Source organism: Nonomuraea soli (genome assembly GCF_013761175.1).
GTDB lineage: Bacteria > Actinomycetota > Actinomycetes > Streptosporangiales > Streptosporangiaceae > Nonomuraea > Nonomuraea soli.
This window is the reverse complement of record NZ_JACDUR010000006.1, coordinates 407,825-430,383: the sequence shown is the minus strand read 5'-3', so window position 1 is coordinate 430,383 and position 22,559 is coordinate 407,825. Positions and strand designations below refer to the sequence as shown.

At 71.2% G+C, this 22,559-nt stretch carries 19 protein-coding genes; 6 read left to right on the top strand and 13 right to left on the bottom strand.

Annotated features, from left to right (window positions below; genetic code table 11):
* Positions 1 to 30 precede the first annotated feature (30 nt).
* The 4 genes from HNR30_RS30170 to HNR30_RS30155 are packed head-to-tail and all read right to left on the bottom strand — an operon-like array spanning position 31 to position 4,290.
* The gene (locus HNR30_RS30170) at positions 31 to 918 is read right to left on the bottom strand and encodes a branched-chain amino acid ABC transporter permease (protein ID WP_181613446.1); all 888 of its coding nucleotides are present in this window, start codon (positions 916 to 918) and stop codon (positions 31 to 33) included.
* On the bottom strand, positions 915 to 2,756 hold the full coding sequence (locus HNR30_RS30165) for an AMP-dependent synthetase/ligase (protein ID WP_181613445.1): 1,842 nt from the start codon (positions 2,754 to 2,756) through the stop codon (positions 915 to 917). The genes HNR30_RS30170 and HNR30_RS30165 overlap by 4 nt, the downstream gene beginning before the upstream one ends.
* Positions 2,753 to 3,517, bottom strand: a complete 765-nt coding sequence (locus HNR30_RS30160) for an ABC transporter ATP-binding protein (protein ID WP_181613444.1) — start codon at positions 3,515 to 3,517, stop codon at positions 2,753 to 2,755. Before HNR30_RS30160 ends, HNR30_RS30165 begins: the two co-directional genes overlap by 4 nt.
* Positions 3,505 to 4,290: an ABC transporter ATP-binding protein gene (locus HNR30_RS30155; RefSeq protein WP_181613443.1), complete on the bottom strand. Its 786-nt coding sequence runs from the start codon at positions 4,288 to 4,290 to the stop codon at positions 3,505 to 3,507. Before HNR30_RS30155 ends, HNR30_RS30160 begins: the two co-directional genes overlap by 13 nt.
* 120 nt (positions 4,291 to 4,410) lie before the next feature.
* Between HNR30_RS30155 and HNR30_RS30150 the strand changes: the two genes are divergently transcribed.
* Positions 4,411 to 4,668 carry a ubiquitin carboxyl-terminal hydrolase 14 gene (locus tag HNR30_RS30150; protein WP_181613442.1) on the top strand — a complete coding sequence of 86 codons (258 nt, stop codon included), beginning with the start codon at positions 4,411 to 4,413 and terminating at the stop codon, positions 4,666 to 4,668.
* 61 nt (positions 4,669 to 4,729) lie between these two features.
* Here the strand turns inward: HNR30_RS30150 and HNR30_RS30145 are convergent, their stop codons facing one another.
* The 5 genes from HNR30_RS30145 to HNR30_RS30125 form a co-directional block, all read right to left on the bottom strand.
* A complete protein-coding gene (locus HNR30_RS30145; RefSeq protein WP_181613441.1) occupies positions 4,730 to 7,114 on the bottom strand; it encodes an ATP-binding cassette domain-containing protein in 2,385 nt (794 codons plus the stop codon).
* Between the two features lie 48 nt (positions 7,115 to 7,162).
* Positions 7,163 to 7,564 (bottom strand): VOC family protein, encoded by a 402-nt coding sequence (locus HNR30_RS30140; RefSeq protein WP_246379583.1) that lies wholly within the window; start codon positions 7,562 to 7,564, stop codon positions 7,163 to 7,165.
* 74 nt (positions 7,565 to 7,638) lie between these two features.
* Positions 7,639 to 9,228: a cation:proton antiporter gene (locus HNR30_RS30135; RefSeq protein WP_312894736.1), complete on the bottom strand. Its 1,590-nt coding sequence runs from the start codon at positions 9,226 to 9,228 to the stop codon at positions 7,639 to 7,641.
* Between the two features lie 33 nt (positions 9,229 to 9,261).
* Positions 9,262 to 10,476 (bottom strand): CapA family protein, encoded by a 1,215-nt coding sequence (locus tag HNR30_RS30130; protein ID WP_181613440.1) that lies wholly within the window; start codon positions 10,474 to 10,476, stop codon positions 9,262 to 9,264.
* 65 nt (positions 10,477 to 10,541) lie between these two features.
* A complete protein-coding gene (locus HNR30_RS30125; RefSeq protein ID WP_181613439.1) occupies positions 10,542 to 11,813 on the bottom strand; it encodes a hypothetical protein in 1,272 nt (423 codons plus the stop codon).
* Positions 11,814 to 12,048: 235 nt separating this feature from the next.
* Here HNR30_RS30125 and HNR30_RS30120 point away from each other — a divergent pair, with 235 nt between their 5' ends.
* The 4 genes from HNR30_RS30120 (at position 12,049) to HNR30_RS30105 (ending at position 16,106) form a co-directional block, all read left to right on the top strand.
* Entirely contained in the window at positions 12,049 to 14,016 is a 1,968-nt protein-coding gene (locus HNR30_RS30120; RefSeq protein WP_181613438.1) for an ATP-dependent DNA helicase, read from the top strand.
* A gap of 192 nt (positions 14,017 to 14,208) precedes the next feature.
* Complete coding sequence (locus tag HNR30_RS30115) at positions 14,209 to 15,171, top strand: RNA polymerase subunit sigma-70 (RefSeq protein ID WP_181613437.1); 963 nt, start codon at positions 14,209 to 14,211, stop codon at positions 15,169 to 15,171.
* 80 nt (positions 15,172 to 15,251) lie between these two features.
* Positions 15,252 to 15,650 carry a hypothetical protein gene (locus tag HNR30_RS30110; protein WP_181613436.1) on the top strand — a complete coding sequence of 133 codons (399 nt, stop codon included), beginning with the start codon at positions 15,252 to 15,254 and terminating at the stop codon, positions 15,648 to 15,650.
* A gap of 30 nt (positions 15,651 to 15,680) precedes the next feature.
* Positions 15,681 to 16,106: a nitroreductase family deazaflavin-dependent oxidoreductase gene (locus tag HNR30_RS30105; RefSeq protein ID WP_181613435.1), complete on the top strand. Its 426-nt coding sequence runs from the start codon at positions 15,681 to 15,683 to the stop codon at positions 16,104 to 16,106.
* Positions 16,107 to 16,337: 231 nt separating this feature from the next.
* Here the strand turns inward: HNR30_RS30105 and HNR30_RS30100 are convergent, their stop codons facing one another.
* Entirely contained in the window at positions 16,338 to 16,823 is a 486-nt protein-coding gene (locus HNR30_RS30100) for a hypothetical protein (RefSeq protein WP_181613434.1), read from the bottom strand.
* Between the two features lie 122 nt (positions 16,824 to 16,945).
* Here HNR30_RS30100 and HNR30_RS30095 point away from each other — a divergent pair, with 122 nt between their 5' ends.
* Positions 16,946 to 20,347 carry an ATP-binding protein gene (locus HNR30_RS30095; protein WP_181613433.1) on the top strand — a complete coding sequence of 1,134 codons (3,402 nt, stop codon included), beginning with the start codon at positions 16,946 to 16,948 and terminating at the stop codon, positions 20,345 to 20,347.
* Here the strand turns inward: HNR30_RS30095 and HNR30_RS30090 are convergent.
* Genes HNR30_RS30090 through aroB form a run of 3 tightly spaced genes read right to left on the bottom strand, consistent with a single transcriptional unit; the run spans position 20,310 to position 22,554 of the window.
* Positions 20,310 to 21,065 (bottom strand): SGNH/GDSL hydrolase family protein, encoded by a 756-nt coding sequence (locus HNR30_RS30090; RefSeq protein WP_181613432.1) that lies wholly within the window; start codon positions 21,063 to 21,065, stop codon positions 20,310 to 20,312. The genes HNR30_RS30095 and HNR30_RS30090 overlap by 38 nt on opposite strands.
* A complete protein-coding gene (aroQ, locus tag HNR30_RS30085; protein ID WP_181613431.1) occupies positions 21,062 to 21,487 on the bottom strand; it encodes a type II 3-dehydroquinate dehydratase in 426 nt (141 codons plus the stop codon). The genes HNR30_RS30090 and aroQ overlap by 4 nt, the downstream gene beginning before the upstream one ends.
* Positions 21,484 to 22,554 (bottom strand): 3-dehydroquinate synthase, encoded by a 1,071-nt coding sequence (gene aroB, locus HNR30_RS30080; RefSeq protein ID WP_181613916.1) that lies wholly within the window; start codon positions 22,552 to 22,554, stop codon positions 21,484 to 21,486. The genes aroQ and aroB overlap by 4 nt, the downstream gene beginning before the upstream one ends.
* Positions 22,555 to 22,559 lie beyond the last annotated feature (5 nt).

Below are 22,559 nucleotides of genomic sequence, written 5' to 3'. Positions count from 1 at the left end.
TCGGTATGTCCGAATCACGGCTGAGCGTGGTCATACGCGCTCGACCTCCCTCGTGCCGAAGAGCCCGTACGGCCGGACGAGCAGGACCAGCAGCATCACCACGTACGGCGAGACCACGGCGAAGTTCTGTCCCAGCCACGGCGCGATGTCGCCCTGGTAGCTCTGGAACAGCGACTCCACGACGCCGATCGTCAGCCCGCCGATGACCGCGCCGCCCAGAGAGTCGAGCCCGCCCAGGATGATCGCCGGCAGCGCCTTCAGCGCGATGATCCAGGTGAGCTGCTCGACGCCCTGCCCGGTACCGACGAACATGCCGGCGATCGCCGCCAGGAAGCCCGCCAGCCCCCACGACAGGGCGAACACCGCGCCCACCGAGACTCCCTGGGCCAGGGCCGTCTCCTGGTCGTAGGCGGCGGCCCGCATCGCCAGGCCGTACCTGGTGTAGCGGAAGAACGCGAACAGCAGTCCGACCAGCACCGCGGTCACCGCGAGCATGGCCAGCCAGCGTTCCTGCACGACCAGCGGCCCGATCGAGACCTGGTCGAAGCCCCACGGGTCGCCCATCTGCCGCACGTCACGGCCGATGTAGTGGTTGACCACCACCCGGATGACCACGTCGATGCCCAGCGTGATGATCGCCACCACGAACACGGGACGGCCCACCATGGGCCTGATCGCCACGCGTTCGATGCCCAGCGCCAGCAACGCGATCATGAGAGCGGCCAGCGGCACGGCCAGATAGAACCCGGTCACCTCCACGAGATAGGACACGGCCACGGCGCCCGCGAGCATCAGCGCGGGCTGCGCGAAGCTGATGACCTTGGTCGCCTTGTAGATGATCACGAAGCCGAGGGCGAGCAGGGCGTAGACCGACCCGTTCCCCAGCCCCCTGACGACGGTCTCGAGCAGACCTTTCAACGACGGTACATCCCTTCCACGAGGTCCTCGAAGAGCCGGGCGATCGCCGAGCGCTTGACCTTCTGCGTGGGGGTCAGCTCGCCGTCCTCGTGGTCGAGCTCCTTGGGCAGGAAGGCGAAGAGCTTGATCTGCTCGACCCGGTTGAACTGCTCGTTGACGCCGTTGACGATGCCCTGTACCAGCTCGCGGACCTCGGGCTTGTCCGACAGGTCGCGGTAGGTGGTGTACGGCAGGCGCCGGCGCCGCGCCCACTCCCCCACCACGTCGAGCTCGATGCCGATGAGCGCGGTCAGGTAGGGCCGGCGGTCGCCGATGACGACGGCCTCCTTGATGTACGGCGAGGCCTTCAGGGCGTTCTCCATCTCGCTGGGCGCCACGTTCTTGCCGCCGGCGGTGATGATGATGTCCTTCATGCGGTCGGTGATCCGTACGTGCGTGCCGTCGACCCACTCGCCCACGTCGCCGGTGTGCAGCCATCCGTCGTCGTCGAGCACGTCGGCGGTGGCACGGGGATTGCCCCAGTATCCGGCGAAGGTTCCGGGGTGGCGGGTGAGGATCTCGCCGGTCGCCTCGTCGATCTTCAGCTCGATGGCGTCGTGCGGTTCCCCGACGGTGCCGAGCTTGACGCGTCCCGGCCGGTTGGCGGTGGCGATGGCGGTGTTCTCGCTCATGCCGTACACCTCGTGCATGCGCACCCCGATGCCCATGAAGAACTTGAGCACGTCGGGGGCGATCGGCGCGGCGCCGGAGGAGGCGTAGCGCACGCGGCGCATGCCGAGCCGCTCGCGCAGCGCGCGGAAGCAGAAGATCCAGCCGACGGTGTACAGCACGCGGGTCGCGGCGGTGTGGGTGCCGCCGGTGCGGACCAGGGCGTCGCCGACGCGGTCGGCCACCCGCAGCCAGAAGCGGGTCGTGGTGCGCTTGAACCAGGAGGCGGAGTCGAGCTTGATGTTGACCTGGGCCAGCACCTTCTCCCAGATGCGCGGCACGCCGAACAGGATGGTGGGCTGCACCTCACGCAGGTTGGCCTGGACGGTCTCGATGGACTCGGCGAAGTTCACCTGCACGCCCGCGGCGGAGTTGAACCAGACCGTGAAGGCCCGCTCGGCCACGTGGCACAGGGGCAGGTACGACAACGTCTGGTCGCGCTCGTTCGGCGGCGGCGAGGTGAAGCCGCCGCTCTTGACGAGGACCTCGACCGCGAACTCCACGTTGGCCACGGTCAGCATGACGCCCTTGGGCGGTCCCGTGGTGCCGGAGGTGTAGATCAGGGTCATCACGTCGGAGGGCCGGGTCTCGGCCATGCGCTTGGCGACCGCGCCCGGATGCTCGCCGCGGTGCTCCACGCCGATGAAGAGGAACTCGTCCCAGTGCAGCAGGCGCGGGTCGTCGTAGCGCCCGCGGATGCCGCGTGGCTCCAGGTAGACGATGCGCTCCAGCGCGGGGCACTCGCCGAGCACCTCCAGGGCCTTGTCCACCTGTTCCTGGTCCTCGGCGATGAGGATCTTCGCGCCGGAGTCGGCGAGCAGGTAGGCCACCTCCGAGGCGGGGTTGGTGGGGTAGAGGCCCACCGTGACGCCGCGCACGGCCACGATGCCGAGGTCGGCGTAGAGCCATTCCGGCCGGTTCTCCGAGTGCACGGCGACCCGGTCGCCGGTCTCGACGCCCAGCGCGAGCAGGGCGTGGGCGACGATCTCGACCTGGTTCCAGTACTCCGCCCAGGTGATCTCCTGCCAGACGCCGAAGTCCTTGTGGCGCAGGGCGACGGCGTTCGAGGATGCCCGGTCGCGCACCCGGGTCACGATGGTCTCCACGGTCTGAACAGTCGTGATCGTCATGCGGCCCCTCCCAGGTAGGCCTCGATGACCTTGGGGTCCTGCTGCACCTGCGCGGGCGCGCCGAGCGCCACCGGCTTGCCGAAGTCGAGCACCAGCACCCGGTCGGCCAGGTCCATGACCAGGCCCATGTCGTGTTCGACGAGCACGATGGGGATGCCCAGCTCGTCGCGGATGTCCAGGACGAACCTGGCCATGTCCTCGGTCTCCTCCAGGTTCATCCCGGCGACCGGCTCGTCGAGCAGGAGCAGCTTGGGCTCCATGGCCAGGGCGCGGCCGAGCTCGACACGTTTCTGAATCCCGTACGGCAGCAGCCTGACGGGGTGGCGCCGCCACACCTCCAGTTCGAGGAAGTCGATGATGTCCTCGACCCTGGCTCGTGCCTGCAACTCCGCCTTGCGCGCCCTGCCGTACCACAGGACGGCCGACAGCGCGCCGTAGCGGAAGTGGTGGTGGCGGCCGAGCATGAGGTTGTCGAGGACGGTCAGGTTGTCGAAGAGCTCGACGTTCTGGAAGGTCCTGGCCATGCCCATGGCGGCGATCGCGTGCGGGGGCTGGCCGAGCAGGTCGCGCTCCAGGAAGCTCACCGTGCCCTGCTGGGGCCGGTAGACGCCGGAGAGCACGTTGAAGATCGAGGTCTTGCCCGCGCCGTTGGGTCCGATGATCGCGAACAGTTCCTTGTCGGCCACCTCGAAGCTGACGCCGCTGATGGCCTTCACACCGGCGAAGCTGAGGTGCACGTCGTCAAAGGTCAGGACAGCCATCGCTTGCGCCTCTTGTAGTGCTTGACGTCACGGAAGGACTTGGCGGCGCCTTCCGCGCCGAGTCCGAGGTAGAACTCCTTGATGTCCTCGTCGGACAGCAGGTCGGCGGCGGGTTTGTCCATGACGATCTTGCCGGTCTCCATCACGTAGCCGTGGCTGGCGATCGACAGCGCCATGGTGGCGTTCTGCTCGACGAGCAGCACCGTGGTGCCCTGCTTGTTGATCTCGACGATCAGCTCGCGGATCTGCCCGACCAGCGCGGGCGCCAGGCCCAGGCTGGGTTCGTCCAGCAGCAGCACTTCGGGGCTCGCCATGAGGGCCCGGCCGACGGCGAGCATCTGCTGCTCGCCTCCGGACAGGTAGCCCGCGACTCCTCGCCTGCGGCCCTTGAGGACGGGGAAGAGCCCGTAGACCCGTTCGAGGTTGGCGTCGATCTGTCTGGCCCTGGTGTGCGCGCCGACGCGCAGGTTCTCCTCGACGGTGAGCTCGCCGAGGATCCGGCGCCCCTCCATCACCTGGCTGACGCCCTTCTGCACGACCTGGGCGGGTCTGAGATGGTGGATGGGCTCGCCGTTGAGGGTGATGGAGCCCTTGGTGATCTCGCCGTCGTGCACGTCCAGCAGGCCGGACAGGGCACGCAGCAGGGTTGACTTGCCCGCGCCGTTGGCTCCCAGCAGGGCCACGATCGCCCCCTTCGGGACGGTGAGGCTGACGCCTCGCAGCACGAGCATGACGTCGTCGTAGACGACTTCGAGGTTGCGCACGTCGAGCACACGAGCTCCTAGCACTGTGTCCTACGTCACTCCCCCGTGACGACAGGGTCCCCATCACCAAGCGCTCGATCAATAGGCGCGACCAAATTGGAACCTTGCTCTGGTCGTAATCTTCTTCCTATGACAACTTGCGAGCATCTTTCCGAGGCCGGCGACGCGCCCGCGCGCACGCCGGAGGGCTGCGAGGAATGCCTGGCCAGCGGCGGTCGCTGGGTGCACCTGCGTCGGTGTCTGGAGTGCGGCCACATCGGCTGCTGCGACTCCTCGCCCGGCAAGCACTCCACCGCCCACTTCCACGCCGAAGGGCATCCGGTGATCCAGTCCTTCGAGCCCGGCGAGTCGTGGCGCTGGTGCTTCGTCGACAGCCAGATCGGCTGACCGGTCCTGAGAACACAGAACGGCCCTGCCTGTTCAGGCAGGGCCGTTCTCGGGTCGTGCGTCAGGCGCCGACGTAGGCGGCCAGGTGCTCGCCCGTCAGGGTGGAGCGGGCGGCGACCAGGTCGGCGGGGGTGCCCTCGAAGACGATCTTCCCGCCGTCGTGGCCGGCGCCGGGACCCAGGTCGATGATCCAGTCGGCGTGCGCCATCACCGCCTGGTGGTGCTCGATCACGATCACCGACTTGCCCGACTCCACCAGCCGGTCCATCAGCGCCAGCAACTGCTCCACATCGGCCAGGTGCAGCCCGGTCGTCGGCTCGTCGAGCACGTACACCCCGCCCTTGTCGGCCATGTGCGTGGCCAGCTTCAACCGCTGCCGCTCCCCGCCCGACAACGTGGTCAGCGGCTGGCCCAGGCTGATGTAGCCGAGCCCGACATCGGCCAGCCGCTCCAGGATGGCGTGGGCGGCGGGCGTGCGGGCCTCTCCCGCGGCGAAGAACTCCACGGCCTCGCTGACGGGCATGGCCAGGACCTCGCTGATGTCCTTGCCGCCCAGGTGGTATTCGAGCACCGAGGCCTGGAACCGCTTGCCCTCGCACTCCTCGCAGGGATTCTCGACGCCCGCCATCATGCCGAGGTCGACGTAGACGACTCCGGCGCCGTTGCAGGTCGGGCAGGCGCCCTCGGAGTTGGCGCTGAACAGCGCGGGCTTGACGCCGTTGGCCTTGGCGAAGGCCTTGCGGATCGGGTCGAGCAGCCCGGTGTAGGTCGCCGGGTTGCTGCGCCGCGATCCCTTGATCGGCGCCTGGTCGACCGAGACGACGCCCGCGGAGGCGGGGATGGAGCCGTGGATGAGCGAGCTCTTGCCCGATCCCGCCACGCCGGTGACGACGCAGAGCACGCCGAGCGGGATGTCAACGGAGACGTCGCGCAGGTTGTGCCGGGTGGCGCCGCGGATCTCCAGCTTGCCCTTGGGGGTGCGCACCTGCTCCTTGAGCGCGGAGCGATCGTCGAGGTGGCGGCCGGTGACCGTGCCGCTGGAGCGCAGGCCGTCGAGGTCGCCCTCGAAGCAGACCGTGCCGCCTGCCGTACCGGCGCCGGGGCCGATGTCGACGACGTGGTCGGCGATCGCGATGGCTTCGGGCTTGTGCTCGACGACCAGCACCGTGTTGCCCTTGTCGCGCAGGCGCAGCAGCAGGTCGTTCATGCGCTGGATGTCGTGCGGGTGCAGCCCGATCGTCGGCTCGTCGAAGACGTAGGTGACGTCGGTCAGCGCGGAGCCGAGGTGGCGGATCATCTTGGTGCGCTGCGCCTCGCCGCCCGACAGGGTGCCGGCGGGGCGCTCCAGCGACAGATAGCCCAGGCCGATCTCCACGAAGGAGTCGAGGGTGTGCAGCAGCTTGCCGAGCAGGGGCGCGACCGACGGCTCGTCGAGGCCGCGGATCCACTCGGCCAGGTCGCGGATCTCCATCGAGCAGGCGTCGGCGATGCTGATGCCCTTGATCTTGGAGGAGCGGGCCTCCTCGCTGAGCCGGGTGCCGTCGCAGTCGGGGCAGGTGGTGAAGGTGACCGTGCGCTCGACGAACGCGCGCACGTGCGGCTGCAGCGACTCGACGTCCTTGGAGAGCATCGACTTGCGGATCTTCGGGATCAGGCCCTCGTAGGTGAGGTTGATGCCCTCGACCTTGATCTTGGTGGGCTCCTTGTGGAGCAGGTCGTGCAGCTCGCGCTTGGAGAACTTCTTGATCGGCTTGTCCATGTCGAAGAAGCCGCTGCCGGAGAAGATCCGGCCGTACCAGCCGTCCATGGTGTAGCCGGGGATGGTCAGCGCGCCCTCGCCGAGGGACTTCTCCTCGTCGTAGAGCTGGCTCAGGTCGATGTCGTTGACGACGCCCATGCCCTCGCAGCGGGGGCACATGCCGCCGACGATCTTGAAGTCGCGGCGCTCCTTGACGGTCTTGCCGGCCTTCTCGATCTGGACGGCGCCCGCCCCGCTGATCGAGGCGACGTTGAAGGAGAAGGCCTGGGACGAGCCGATGTGCGGCTGTCCCAGCCTGCTCCACAGGATGCGCAGCATCGCGTTGGCGTCGGTGGCGGTGCCGACGGTGGAGCGCGGGTTGGAGCCCATGCGCTTCTGGTCGACGATGATCGCCGTGGTCAGGCCGTCGAGCACGTCGACGTCCGGCCGCGCCAGCGTCGGCATGAACCCCTGGACGAAGGCGCTGTAGGTCTCGTTGATCAGCCGCTGCGACTCCGCGGCGATCGTGCTGAAGACCAGCGAGCTCTTGCCCGAGCCCGAGACCCCGGTGAACACCGTCAGCCTGCGCTTGGGAAGCTCGATGCTGACGTCCTTGAGGTTGTTCACGCGCGCCCCGTGCACGCGGATCATGTCATGGCTGTCGGCAGCGTGCAGCGCGGGCGACTGCGGGTCCGTGCTCTTGCTCATCGTCTCTCCGTCCATGGGTGGGGTTCGCCTCCCCGGCTCCGTCGGCGCCTACCGGTCCTGGAGCAACCCCAGAACATTACCGTCCGAATCGATCACGGTTGCCACCACGCGACCAGGGCCGACCTCCCGCACGGCCTCCTTCACGCTCGCCCCCGCGGCCGTCAGCTCCTCGAGCTTGGCCTCGATGTCGGCGACGTGCCAGTAGGCCACCGGGCCCGTCATGCCCTGGTCCGCTCCGCCCGGGACCAGCCCGATGTGCTGTCCCCCGACGTCGTAACCGACATAGTAGGGCGAGTCAGCCGTCGGCTGCTCGCCGAGCAGAGCGGTGTACACCTTCTTCGCCTTCTCCAGATCGGACACCGGGTGAAGGACGGTCTTGATGCCCTCGGTCATATCGAGTCCTGCCGTTTCGCGTCGAGGGCCCACCCGCTCGTGACGGATGGTGCCCATGGCGTTCACGCTACGTGGGGGCTCTCGGACCGCGCTTCTCGATTCGTGACCGGTCTGGTCAAAGCCTGACCTGCTCAGCGCTCCAGGATGGCTTCCTCGAAGTCGAGCTCGGCCATGACGCGGCGCAGCACCTCGTCGTCGATCCGCCGGGTGTCGCGCAGCCGGACGAACACCCCTCGCTCGGCTTCGAGCATCTCCAGCCGCAGGCGGCGGTACAGGGTGCTGGGCGTCTCCGAGCCGTCCTGGCCGGTGCCGCCGCCCAGGCGCTCCCAGGCGTTCAGGGCCCGGCGCTCGGTCTTGGCCTGCAGCTGCGAGACGACGTCGGCGGCGATCTCGTCGGTCAGGCCCTCGCGCTCGATCGCCGCCTCCAAGGCGACGGTGCCGGCGGCGATCGCCTCCTGCTTGGCCGCGGCCTCGGTGAGGTTGTCCTGGAACTCCTCCTCGGCGGAGGAGATCTTCAGGCGCCTGATCAGGATCGGGAAGGTGAGCCCCTGCACGAGCAGGGTGCCGAGCACGGTGGTGAAGGTCAGGAAGGCGACCAGGTCGAGCTGGGGGTACTGCAGGATGAAGATGAACGCCGCGGCCAGCGAGACGACGCCTCGCATGCCCGCCCAGCCGACGACCACCACGTGCGACACCGGTGGCCGGTTCTTCTGGAAGTAGGAGAACGGGGCGAGCCAGACGAAGCGGGCGAGCACGGTGACGGCGAAGACGGCCAGCGCGTACCAGGTGAGCTGCCAGCCGGAGTAGCCCTTGGGGATGACCTGGAGGAACAGCAGCCCGATGAGGGCGAAGACGATCGTCTCCAGGAAGAAGTCGAGCACCTTCCAGACCCCGTCGGCCACCAGCCGGGTGCCGAAGCCCATGCGGTGCATGCGGTTGCCGATGTAGAGGCCGACGATCACGACGGACATGACGCCGGAGGCGTGCACCATCTCGGCCGCCAGGTAGGAGGCGAACGGGATGAGCAGCATCACGGTGTTCTCCACCAGCGAGTCGCGCAGCCGTTCTAGGACCCAGCCGAAGACCACCGCCAGCACGATGCCGATGACCGCGCCCACGACGGCCGAGTAGAGGAACTGGCCCGTGGCGCTCAGCAGGGTGAAGGCCTCGCCGCTGATGGCGCCGAGCGCCACGCGGAAGGCGGTCAGCGCGGTGGCGTCGTTGAACAGGCTCTCGCCCACGAGGATGGTCAGCGCGCGGCGGGGCAGGCCGAGGCGGCGGCCCACCGCCACCGCCGCCACCGCGTCGGGCGGCGCGATGACCGCGCCCAGCACGAAAGCGGCAGCCATCGGCAACGAGGGCACCATCCAGTGCACGACCAGGGCGACCACTGTCATGGTGAACAGCACCAGCCCGACCGACAGGAGCGCGACGGGCTTCTTGACGTCGCGCAGGCGCAGGTAGGAGCTGTCGAGGGCGGCCGAGTAGAGCAGCGGCGGCAGGAAGACGAACAGGATGAGCTCGGGCTCGCTGACGAAGATGTCGAGCACGAGGTCGTCGGGCAGCAGCGGCGAGGCCAGCAGTCCCGCCAGCACCAGCAGCAGCGGCGCGGGCCAGCCGCGGCGCCTGGCCGCCCAGGCCACCGCCAGGCCGCCGCCGGCCAGGAGCAGCACCTGAAGCACCGTCGCCAGCTCGATGCCGGACTCCACGCCAGACTCCACGCACGACTCCCTACCTCGGCAACCCCGATGGAACTATTTCAGCAGCGGCACCCGCTCGCCCAGCGACCTGACCACCTGGGCGACGGCTGGTGACCGCGTGACGGCCAGCCGGATCGGCGGACCAGCACCGATCTTCGTGGGCGCGAACGACGGATGCACTCTCCATCCATCCGCGGTTCGCTCGAAGCGGAACCAGGCGATCGCCCCCTCGTGCGTGGCCGCGATCCCGGCCGACGGGTTGGCCACCTGGTTGCCCAGGCCGTAGGCGACCCATTTGTCGCCGATCCGCTCGAACGGCTGCACCACGTGCGCGTGGTGACCGACGACCAGGTCGACCGACGGCGAGGCCAGCAGAGCCTTGGCGACCCTGCGCTGCTCGGCGGTGGGCCGGTGACGGTACTCCTGACCCCAGTGCAGGCTGACGACCACCACGTCGGCGCCCTCCCGCCTGGCGCGGGCGGCCGCCGCGGCGATCCTCTTGGGAGCCAGGCCGACGTTGACCATCCACGGCTTGCGCGCGGGGAGGGGCAGTCCGTTGGTGCCGTAGGTGTACGACAGGTGCGCGACCTGCACGCCGTTGGCGTTGTAGAGGGTGATCAGCCTGGCCTCGTCGGCGGTCCGCGCCGACCCCGCGTAGCGCAGGCCGGCGCGGTCGAGGGCCTCCAGCGTACGGACCACGCCAGGCTCGCCCTGGTCGACGGTGTGGTTGGAGGCGGTCGAACAGCCGTCGTAGCCGATGCTCTTGATCGCGGTGACGACCTGCGGAGGGGCGCTGAAGGTGGGGTAGCCGCTGAACGGTCCGCGCCTGGGGGCCAGCGGGGTCTCCAGGTGGCACAGGGCCAGGTCGGCGCCGGAGATGACACGGCGCACGCCGGAGAACATCGGCAGGAAGTCGGGACGGCCGCCGCCGTCGGAGCGCGCCTGGGCGACCAGGGGCTGGTGCAGGAGGATGTCGCCGGTCATGGCGAGCGTGAAGGAGTCGGCGAACAGCGGTTCGCCCGGCTGGGCGACCGGCACGGCCTCCTGCCTCGGCGACGTCGTCTGCCAGGCGACGGTCGTCTGCGTTCCCGGCAGCGACAGGCTGGGCGCGGCGAAGAACGGGGCCACGCCGGCGCCGTGCCAGCCGGGGCGCGCCAGGTCGGTCCTGGCGGCCAGCGCCGGGGCGGACTTCAGGGCGGGGGCGCCGACGAGGCCGGCGGGCAGGCTCACGGCCGCCAGCAGGGCCACCCGGGCAAGATCCTTGCGCACGGGACGCAGGCTAGAGCCTGCACCCGCCCGCGCCGATCACGGATTGCCCACGCTTGGCGTAAGCGCTACCAGTTCCTGTCGTCGTACTGCTGTTCCGGCCGCAGCCGCTCGCCGGTGACGAACATCTCGTCGTTGACGTAGGGGCGCGAGATGCCGGGCTCGGGCTGCTGCTGCGGGGTGGCCAGAGCGAGCAGCGAGTCGACCGGGTTGGGAGCCTGCGGCGGCTGCTGCTGGGGCTGGTCCTGCGCACGGGAGCGCCGGCCCGCGCCCGGGATGCCGTGCATGGGCGTGCCGAGGCCCGGCGTGCTCGGCCCGGGAGCGGGCTGGGCGGCCATCTGCTGGCCGGTCTGGTGGCCGGTGTAGTGCTGCTGGGATCGCTGGCCGAACGGGTCCTGCTGACCGAAGGGATCCTGCTGGCCGAACGGATCGGGCTGCTGGCCGTACCCGCCCTGGCCGTAGGGGTCGGCCGGGCGCTGCTGCGCGGCGAACGGGCCGGTGGCGTGGTGCGGCTGCGCGGCGAAGGGGTCGGACGCGTGCTGCGTCGCGAACGGGTCGTGGCTCGGCTGGGTGCCCGGCTGGGTGCCCGGCTGGGTGCTCGGCTGGGGCGCGAAGAGGTCGCCCTGCGGTGCCGGGCGCTGCTGGCCGTAGGCGTCGGCGGGCTGCCGCCCGTAACCGCCCTGGCCGTACGGGTCGCCCTGGCCGCCGTGGCCGCTCTGGCCGTACGGGTCGCTGTGGCCGTACGGGTCGCCCGGAGCCTGGCCGTACGGGTCCGCGGAGCGCTGGCCGTACGGCTCGGCGGGCGGGGTGGCCAGCCCGAGCGGGTCGGAACGCCGGATCTGGGGCTCGCCGGGAAGCTGGTAGACCGCCTCGCCCGTGGCGGCGGCGGACATCGGCTCGGCGTAGTAGGAGTCGCGCGGCGCCGTGGTCTCACCGAAGGAGGCGACCAGCTTGTCGGGCGGCGCGGGAGTGCCGCGGGCGACGAGCACGTCGCTGGGCGACATGGCGGCCGTCGGGCGCTCGTCGAGGTGGCCGGGGGGCTGGCCGGGCGGGAAGCCCTCGGGCGGGCGGTTGTACTGCCCGGTGCCGGGGATCGGCTCCTCGCCGGTCGCGCCGACGGCGGGCTGCTCGCCGGTGGCCTCCGCGTAGCCGTCGTCGAGAGTGTCGAGGAGGCGGCCCACGTCGTCCATGGGCATACGGAAGCTTCCGGTGCACATCTCGCCTCGCCACAGGCTCAGCACCAGGGTTCCCTCGTGCCAGGTGACCCGAAGGCACCGCTCCTGACCTCGGGCATCGAAGAACACTTCGCCGAACGACGGCAGGGGCACAACTTCCGACATGGAGGACATTTTTCCTTTACCAGCCCGTATTCGTCCACTCAGCCTCTGAAAACCCTGCAAAATCGGGCTTCTCACCGGTCACAGGAAGATCTTTATTGAACCTTCCGGTCGTTTCGTCAGTGTGCCACGGGGGGACGCGAACCGGGTCCAGGACCGCCAGGATGCGTATGTCCCGGGTCACGGTTGTCCACAGACCGGCCCGGAGCGGGGTGCGGATCGGGGTAGCGTTGTCGCCGTGCCGGACTCCCTCCTTCCCCCTGTCGAAGAACTTCTCAAGGCCGCCGTCTCCGCCCTCGGCGGGAGCGAGAGACCAGGCCAGGTGAGCATGGCGCGTGCCGTCCAGCACGCGATCGACAAAGAGGAGCATCTGGCCGTCCAGGCCGGCACCGGCACCGGCAAGTCCCTGGCCTACCTCGTGCCGTCGATCCGCCACGCGATGGGCTCCGACACCACCGTGGTGATCTCGACCGCGACCATCGCGCTCCAGCGCCAGCTCGTCGACCGCGACCTGCCGCGCCTGGCCGAGACGATGGCCAAGGAGCTTCCCCACGAGCCGTCGTTCGCGATCCTCAAGGGCCGGCGCAACTACCTGTGCCGCTACAAGGTCACCGCGGGCTGGCCCGACGACGACGAGGGCGACCAGCTCTTCGACCCGCGCGAGGTGAGCGCCACCGGGCGCATGGTCCAGCGCATCCAGGAGTGGGCCGAGACCACCGAGACGGGCGACCGCGACGAGCTGGTGCCGGGCGTCAACGAGCAGGCCTGGCGGCAGTTCTCCGTCAGCGCCAAGGAGTGCCTGGGCGGCCAGCGCTGCCCCAGCGCCGGCGAGTGCTTCGCCGAGCTGGCCAAGGAGCGGGCCGGCGAGGTCGACGTCGTGGTGACCAACCACGCCCTGCTGGCCATCGACGCCATGGAGGGCATGGCGATCCTGCCCGAGCACGACGTGGTGGTCGTCGACGAGGCCCACGAGCTCGTCGACCGGGTGACCTCGGTGGTGACCGACGAGCTGTCGGAGAACTCCGTCTTCCTGGCCGTGCGCCGCGTCGCGCGCCTCATCGACCAGCCGATCTCCGACCGGCTCCAGGAGGCGGGCGAAGACCTCAAGGCCCTGCTGGCCGCCGCCCCCTCCGGCCGCATCGACGAACTGCCCCAGGTGCTCGGCCTCACCCTCGCTCTGGTCCGCGACTCCGCCCACGCCTGCATCACCGCCCTGGGCTCGCGCAACGCCGACAAGGACGACCCCGAGAAGGGCGGCCAGCGCAAGATGGCCTTCGCCGCGCTCGACGAGGTCCACGACACCGCCGTGCGCATGCTCGACGCCTACGGCCACGACTCCGAGGTCGACCGCGCCGAGGTGGTCTGGCTCGAAGCGGGCACCGACCGCCGCCCGCCCATCCTCCGGGTGGCGCCCCTCGGCGTCGGCGGCATGCTGCGCGACAAGCTCTTCGGCGACCGCACGGTGGTGCTCACCTCCGCCACCCTCGCCCTCGGCGGCACCTTCGACGGCCTGGCCAAGCAGTGGGGCCTGGCCGACGGCGAGTGGGAGGGGCTCGACGTCGGCTCGCCGTTCGACCATCCGCGCGCCGGCATCCTCTACGTCGCCAAGCACCTGCCCCAGCCGGGCCGCGACGGGCTGCCCGAGGCCTACCTCGACGAGATCGCCGAGCTGATCGGGGCGGCGGGCGGGCGCACGCTCGGGCTGTTCTCCTCGATGCGCGCCGCCAAGGCCGCCACCGAGGCGCTGCGCGAGCGCATCGACGTGCCGCTGCTGTGCCAGGGCGACGACTCGACCATGCTGCTGGTCAAGCAGTTCGCGGAAGACGAGCCGACCTGCCTGTTCGGCACGCTGTCGTTGTGGCAGGGCGTCGACGTGCCCGGGCCCTCGCTGCGGCTGGTGATCATCGACCGGGTGCCGTTCCCCCGGCCCGACGACCCGCTGACCTCGGCCCGGCAGCGCCACGTGGCGGCTCGCGGCGGCAACGGGTTCATGGCGGTCGCGGCCAACCACGCGGCGCTGCTGCTGGCGCAGGGGGTCGGGCGGCTGCTGCGGTCGCAGGACGACAAGGGCGTGGTGGCGGTGCTCGACCCCCGGCTGGCGACCGCGCGCTACAGCGGCTTCCTGCTCAACTCCCTGCCGCCGTTCTGGCGCACCACCGATCCGGCGGTGCCGCGGGCGGCGCTCAAGAGGCTGGCGGGCGACTAGGGTCGGGGCGCACAGGAATGGCGGGGGCGACGGTCGCGGGCGACGGGCGCGGGTGAAGGTCGCGGGCGGCGACGACGGGCGACGGACGGCGTCGACGGGCGTCGACGGGCGGGCGACGAGCAGGCGACGAGCGGGCGACGAGCAGGCGACGAGCGGGCGACGGGCGGGCGACGGGCGGGCGAGGTGGTGACCATGGACGGTGGGGGCTTCTCCGAACTGGCCGAGCGGCACAGGCACGAGCTGCGAGTCCACTGCTACCGCATGACCGGCTCGTTCACCGACGCGGAAGACCTCGTCCAGGAGACGATGCTGCGCGCCTGGAAACACCGCGCCACCCTCACCGATCCCTCGTCGCTGCGCGCCTGGCTCTACCGCATCGCCACCAACGTCTGCCTCGACGCGTTGTCCACCCCCTCGCGCTCCCGCGAGATCGTCATGACCGCCGACTCGACCGGCGGTGACGCCCGCTCGCCGCTGGCCGAGATCACCTGGCTGCAGCCCTTCCCCGACCGCCTGCTCGACGAGGCCGAGCGGGGCCCCGAGGCGGTGGCGATCGCCAGGGAGACCGTCGAGCTGGCGTTCCTGGCCGTCATCCAGCACCTGCCCGCCCGCCAGCGAGCGGCCCTGATCCTGCGCGACGTGCTGGGCTGGCCGGCCGACCAGGCGGCCGGAGCGCTGGAGATGAGCCTGCCCGCCCTCAAGAGCGCCCTGCAGCGGGCCAGGGAGACCCTGCGCACCACCCTGCCGCCCGACCGCCACGAGTGGGGCTCGGCGGCGGGCGAGCGGGAACGCGAGGTGCTGCGCCGCTACATCGCCGCCTCGCAGAGCGCCGACGTCGACGAACTGGCCACGCTGCTGCGCGACGACGCCCGCCAGGCCATGCCGCCCGCCAACCTGCTCTTCGACGGCAAGGAGGCGATCATCACGATGTGGCACGAGGCGCTCGCCGGCGGCCATGCCGGCGACGAGTGGCGCACGGTGGAGATCGCCGCCAACCGGCAGCTCGCGGTCGCCAACTACACGCGCGGGCCGGGCGAGACCCGCTTCACCGCGATCAACATCGACGTGCTGCGCTTCGAGGGCGGCCTGATCGCCGAGATCACCACGTTCGGGGCCGATCTGCTGCCCGCCTTCGGCCTGGAGACGATCCTCTAGAAAATCTTGGAAAAGACCGATTCCTTTCTCCGCGCCGCCCGGTCTTACGGGTATCACTGACGAACGAAGGGAACGGCATCATGTCCGACGTCAAGGCACTCGACCGGCTCGTGGGCACCTGGAAGGTCAGCGGCGGCGCCGAGGGCACCGTCACCTACCGCTGGATGACCGGAGGCCACTTCCTCCTGCAGGACGTGGAGCTCGGCGGCGAGAGCGGCCTGGAGGTCATCGGTCACGACAAGCCCTTCGGGGCGGAGACGCCCGACCCGGAGATCAAGTCGCGCTACTACGGCAGCGGCGGGAGCACCCTGGCCTACGTCTACGAGATCGACGGCGACGAGCTGACGATCTGGGGCGGGTTCAAGGGCTCGGGCGCCTGCTACCGGGGCACGTTCAGCGCTGACGGCGACACCCTGACCGGAGCCTGGGAGTACCCGGGTGGCGGCGGCTACGAGTCGGTCGCGACCCGGGTCCGATAAGACCGGCATGGCCGGGTTAGGGTGATCGTCATGGACGAGATCCACGACAGCCCGACCGGCTGGGTCGCCAAGCACATCAAGCAGTACGTGGAGTCCGACGGGGCCAAGGGGCACCAGTTCCATGGTGCCCCGACCCTGCTGCTGACCACCACGGGACGCAAGAGCGGCCTGCAGCGCCGTACCGCGCTCATCTACGGCCGCGACGGCGACGACTACGTCATCGTGGCATCGCTCGGCGGCTCGCCCACGCACCCGCTGTGGTATCTGAACCTGGTCGACGAGCCCAAGGTCGGCGTCCAGGTGCAGGCCGACCGGTTCGACGCGGTCGCGCGTACGGCCACGGCCGAGGAGAAGGCCCGGCTGTGGCCGCGGATGGTCGAGGTGTGGCCCGCGTACGAGGGCTACCAGAACAAGACCAGCCGCGAGATCCCCGTGGTGATCCTTTCCAGGCGGTAGGGACCCGATCCGGCCGGATCCGGCGCGAGCGTGGACATCCTCGCGGCCTCGGCCTCATGAACCCCTTGATGAGGCGCGTGGCGAACGTGAGATGTCCACGCCCGAGGCCCCGGAGCCATTGACCAGATGACCCTGGGAGCCCGCACCGGAAGCCGGCCGAGCCCCGGTCCTTCCGGCCGGCCTCCAAGGTTCCAGGCTAGAGGCGGCCGCTATAGATCCCCTATAGGTCGCTCAGCCCCTGCCCGTGATCTTCAGGACGACGCGGTAGTCGTACTTCGTCTGGTACTTGCCGCTGACCCGCTTGGTGGTGGAGAACGCGTATGAGCCGACCTGCAGGTTCTTGCAGTCCTTCCACGTGACGCGGAACGAGCCCAGGTTCGTGCCGCCTCCGGCCGCCGGGGGCTTCACCTCGCGCAGGCTGAACCGCGCGTCGCTGTCCTTGTCGACCGTCGTGGCGGCGTTGTCGAAGGCGGCGCTGTAGAAGGTGTCGCCGGTCCTGAACTTCTTGTAGAAGCCGTCGCCGGGGTAGAGGTTGCCGCCCGCCTTGATGCGGATCTCGTCCCGCCCGTCGCGCTCGGCGATGTCTCCCGCGTACACCGAGTAGACCGAGACGGAGCAGTAGGTCGCCTTCGAGCCCGCCGCGGCTGCGTGGGCGGGGACGGCGGGGACGAGTCCGGCTGTCAGGACGATCCCGCAGAGGATGGGGCGTAGGCGCATGAAGGGTCCTCCCGTAGGGTTGCTGGCCCCAGGCTGCGGAGCCGACCGTCAGCGTGCCGTTAAAGGCCAGGTCAGCCGGGGCGCGTGGACGGGTCGTACGGACCGTTCTAGCGTCCCGTCGTATGGGAGACCCGCTCAGGATCCTGCTGCTGGGCCCGCCGCACCTGCTCCTGGGAGACCGGCCGCTGCCGATCAGATCGGCCAAGGCCCGCGCGCTGCTGTACTACCTGGCCGCCACGCGGACGCCGCGCTCGCGTGCCGAGCTGGCCGGGCTGCTGTGGGGTGAGCGCCCGGACGCGCGTGCCCGCGGCAGCCTCCGGCTGGCCGTCCTGGAGCTGCGCCGCGACGCGGGCGCGTGGCTCGACATCTCCCGCGACCAGGTCGCCCTGCGGCTGGGCGCCGGCTGCTTCGTCGACCACGCGGCGCTCGCCGGCGACCCCGGCGTGGAGCAGGCCCTGCGGTGGTGGCGCGGCGACTTCCTCGACGGGGTCGGGCTCGACGACGCGCCCGCGTTCACCGCCTGGCTGGAGGGCGAACGGCAGCGCACGCGGCTGCTGCTGCGCCAGGTCGTGCTGCGCCACGCCGGCCGTCCCGACGCCGCCCTGGTACGGCTCGCGCGGGTGCTGGCCGCACTCGATCCGCTGGACGAGGAGGCGGGCAGGCTGCTCATGTCGGCCCTGGCCGGGACGGGGAACCGGGCGGCGGCGCTGACCACGTACGAAGCTCTGCGGCGCAGGCTGCGGGAGGAGCTCGGCGTGGCTCCCGCGCCGCAGACCGTGGCGCTGCGGGAGGAGCTCGCCCGGGTGCCGGGGCGTCCTCCCGGCGCGGCCGCCCTGACCTCGCGGGCCGCGCTTCCCGTGCCCCGCACCTCGCTCGTGGGGCGACAGGCGGAGATCGAACAGGTGCTGGCCCTGCTCGGCACCGAGCGCCTGGTGACCTTGCACGGGCCGGGTGGGGTGGGCAAGACCCGGCTGGCCATCGCGGTGGCGCAGCGGTGGGGCGGGGCGGGCGAGCGGGCCTTCGTGTCGTTCGTGGGCGTGCACGCGGAGGCGGTGGTCACGACACTGGCCAGGCGGCTCGGCGTCGATCTGTCGCCGCCCCGCTCGGCGGAGGATCTGCTGGTCGCGGCGCTCGCCGACCGGCCGGTGTTGCTGGTGCTGGACAATCTGGACCATCTGCCGGGGTTCGACGTGGTGATCGCACGGGTGCTGCAGGCCGCTCCCGGTGTCCGGATGCTGGCCACGAGCAGGCGGCGGCCTGCCGTACCCGAGCAGGTGTGCGTGGCCGTACGAGGGCTGGCGGGCCCGCCCGCGGAGGCCTTGTTCGCCGAGCGGGCACGCGCCCTCCTCCCGCAGATCGAGGCCCCTGGCGGCCCCGGCGGTCAGGCCCGCGGCGGCCCCGGTGGTCAGGTCCCTGGCGGTCCCGGCGGTCAGGTCCCTGGCGGTCCCGGTGGCCAGGTCCCCGGCGGTCCCGGTGGTCAGGTCCCCGGGCCCGGAGGGTCGTCGGCGCTGGTGGCGGCGGTCTGCGCGGCCACCGGCGGGTTGCCGCTGGCGATCGAGCTGGCCGCGAGCCTCCTGCGCGCGCTCCCCCTGGAGGAGGTCGCCAGGCGCCTGGCCACCGACCTCGACCTGCTCGCCGCCCATGAGTCGGCACCGCGCCGCCGCCACGGATCCCTGCGCACGGTCTTCGAGGCGTCCTGGCGCCTGCTGGACCCACCGGCCCAGCAGGCCCTCGCCGCCCTGTCGGTCTTCCGCGGCGGCTTCACCCTCGACGCGGCCCTCGAGGTGGCACGCACCTCCTGGCGCGTGCTGATGCGCCTTGTCGACCACTGCATGATCCACCTCGACCCGGCCGGGCGTTACCACCTCCACCCGATCATTCAGCAGTACGCCGGATCGCACCTGTCGTATCGCGCGCGGCCCGAGGTCGTGGGCAGGCACACCGCCTGCTTCTCCCGCCTCCTGCACGGCCACGCCGTCGAGAACGGGCTCGACACCGCGGCCGCCCGCGTCCTCGGCGCGGAACTGGACAACCTGCGCCTGGTCCTGGAACGCGGCGACGGCGACGCGGCGTTCCTGGACCGGTACTGGACGTTGTGCCTGCGGCTGAGGTTGTACGAGGAGGGCCTGGCGGTGCTCTCCCGGCGGCTGGAACGCACCGCCGACCCGCCCCGGCTGCGCGCCCGCTGGCTGCGGCTGAGCGGCGCGATGCTCTACCAGCTCGGCCGCGACCCTGACGCGGTCGGACACGCCGAGGCCGCCCTGCGCGCGGTGGGCCTGGGCTGGCCCGCGTCGGCCCCTGCCCTGGTGACGGCGCTGGTCCGGGACGTGCTCGGCCATCTGTGGCAGCGGGCGCGTGCTGGCGGGCACGATCCCGTCGCGGCGGAGGCGGCGCAGGCGCTGGCCTTGATCGCGCTGCTGGCCTACCGTCGTCACGACCTGCTCGCCATGCTCGCCGCCTCCGCCGGTCAGGCGAACACGGCATGGCGGTCGGGGGACGCGGCGCTGCGGGCGGAGGCCTGCGCGCACCTGGCGATCGCGCTGCGGGTGGCGGGCAGCCGCCGCCTCGCCGACCGGATCGGCCACCGCGCCGACACCGACCTCGTACGGCACAGCGCGCCTCCCCCCGGCGTCCTGGGCCACGGTGACGCCGCCGATTGGGCCCGTCTGGCCCGTGGCCTGTCCCACCTCAACGCCGGGCGGCTGCGGGAAGCCCGGCTGGTCCTCACCGAGTGCCGCGAGCGCACCGTGGACCCCCGGCTGGCCGAGACCTGCGCGGGCCTGCTCGCCGAGACCGCCATCTGGCAGGGTGACTTCGCCACGGCCCGCGACCTGTTCGACGAGACGGCAGAGCTGGCCGCGTCGCGGGTGGGTGACGAAGTGGGCCGCCACTGGTGCCTGACGGGCGCGGCGGAGACCCTTCTACGCCTCGACGGGACCGACCCCGGTGAGATCCGCGCGGTCCTGGACCGGGCACGCGCAGCCGAGGAGCGCCGCCGTACGCACGGAGCGCTCCTGGGGGTGCGCGACGATCCGGCGGCGCGGCTGGTCCAGGAGATCCGCCTCCTCACGGCGACCGCCAGGCTGCACGCCCGGCAAGACCCGCGTTCGCCGGCGGAACCCAGGCTCCAGGCATCGCTCGCCGCCGTCGACCACATCCTGGAGCTCGCCGCCCGTCTCCCGCGTACGCAGCCCGGCATGATCGAATGCTGGTCCGGTCTGGCGGAACTGGCCTGGATCCACTGGATCCACACGAGCGCCCCCGCCACGCCCGACCGCGCGGCCCGCCGCCGCCTGCGCGTGCTCGACCGCCACCTGGCGCGCTACATCAACCGCTACCCCGGCGCCGCCGCCAGGCTCGGCTGGGGCAGAGCCCTGCTCCATCAGGCCCGCGGCCACCACCGCGGAGCGGACGCCCACGCCGGCCGAGCCCTGGCCGCCGCCACCCGCATGAACGTCGCCTACGACGCCCGGCGCGCGGCCGCCGTCAGCTCCAGGGACCCAGCTCAGGCCGCTTGGCCGTGACGCCGTCGCCCGAGGAGGTGCCGCGCAGCCGCCGGTTGATCCACGGCATCAGGAACTCCCGCAACCACCGCGCGTCCTCGCGGCGCCGCTGACGCGGGTCGACCGCCTGCTCGGGCCAGGTGTAGCGCCAGGGATGCTCGCTCGGCACCCCCAGCAGGTCGAGGATCCGGGCCGCGACCAGCCGGTGCCCTTCGGAGTTGAGGTGGATCCGGTCGGAGCACCAGGCGCGCCTGTCGCGCAGCCCCTGCATCGACCACTGGTCGACGACGAGGCATCCGTTCAGGTCGGCGATGGAGCGCACGTGCAGGTAGTACAGGGCGAACTTGCCCCGCATCCGCCGCATCAGCGACATGTCGCGCGGGTCGACGCCGGTGAACAGCAGCACCTCGGCGCCGGTCGAACGCAGCTGGCGTACGGCTGACGCCAGCCGCTTGGCCAGCTGGTCGGGGTCGCTGCCCGGACGCATCAGGTCGTTGCCGCCCGCGCAGAAGCTCACGAGGTCGGGCGCCATCTTCACGGCCAACGGCAGCTGGTCGTCGACGATCTGGTCGAGCAGCTTGCCGCGTACGGCCAGGTTGGCGTACTCGAAGGCGGGGTCGTGGGCGGCCAGCACCTCGGCCACGCGGTCGGCCCAGCCTCGGAAGGTGCCGTCGGGGTAGGGGTCGCCGACGCCCTCGGTGAAACTGTCGCCCAGGGCGACGTAGCTGCGGGGCGTCACAGGGCGGCCAGGGCCCGCAGGGCCAGGACGTAGGACTGCATGCCGAACCCGGCGATGGTGCCGGTCGCCACGGCCGAGACCACCGAGGTGTGGCGGAACTCCTCGCGCGCGTGGGGATTGGAGATGTGCACCTCGATGAGGGGCGCGGTGCGCTGCGAGGCGGCGTCGCGCAGGCCGTACGAGTAGTGCGTGAAGGCGGCGGGGTTGAGCACGACGGGGATCTTGCCGTCGGCGGCCTCGTGCAGCCAGCCGATCATGGTGGCCTCGTCGTCGGTCTGGCGCACCTCGACGTCGTAGCCCAGCTCCTCGCCGGTCTTCCGGCAGAGCTTCACCAGGTCGTCGAAGGTCTCGGCACCGTAGATCGACGGCTCGCGGGTGCCGAGCCGTCGCAGGTTGGGGCCGTTGAGGACCAGGACTCTCATCGCGACACCTCGTAGTAGGCGGCCTCGAGCATCTCCTCGCCCGGGTCTTCGAGCCGGCCCGGCCTGGCCAGGTCGTCGAGGACCACGAAACGTTGCTTGGCGCCGCGGTTCTTCTTGTCGAGCCGCATGTGGTCGCGCAGGTTCTTCCACGCGTCGCGGCGGTAGTGGGTCGGCAGGCCGACCGAGGTCAGGATGTCGCGGGTGCGGTCGACCAGGTCGGCGCGCCCGTCGAGGCGGCCCAGCTCGGCGGCGAACATCATGCCGATGGCGACGGCCTCGCCGTGGCGCATGTGGTAGTGCTCGTGGCGCTCGATGGCGTGGGCGAGGGTGTGGCCGTAGTTGAGGATCTCGCGCAGGCCCGCCTCGCGCAGGTCGGCGCCGACCACGTCGGCCTTGACCCTGATCTTGCGCTCGATGAGCTCGCGGGTGTGCTCGCCCGCGGGCGTGGTGGCGGCGTCGGGGTCGTCCTCGACCAGCATGAGGATCGTCGGGTCGGCGATGAAGCCGCCCTTGATGATCTCGGCCAGCCCCGCGACGTAGTCGTCGCGCGGCATCGACGTGAGCGTGGCCAGATCGCACAGCACCCCGGTGGGCGGCAGGAACGTGCCGACCAGGTTCTTGCCCTCGGGGGTGTCGATGCCGTTCTTGCCGCCGACCGCCGCGTCGACCATCGCCAGCAGCGTGGTGGGCACCAGCACCACCTTGACGCCGCGCAGCCAGGTGGCCGCGACGAACCCGGCCAGGTCGGTGGTCGCTCCCCCGCCGACGCCCACCACGGCGTCGGAACGGGTCATGCCGTAGCGGCCGAACGCCGACCACAACCCGGCGGCGACCTCGACGGACTTGGCCGCCTCGCCGTCGGGCACCGGCAGGTCGACGACCTCGAACCCGGCGTCGGTCAGCGCGGCCACGACCGGGCGCGACAGCTCCGGCAGGCTCGCGGGGTGGATCACCGCGACCGTGCGCACGCCCGCGCCCAGCAGCCCAGGCAGCTCGCCGAGCACGTTGGTGCCGACCACCACGTCGTAGGGCTGGTCGCCGCGCACGGTGATGCGGGTCGCGGGCACGTTGT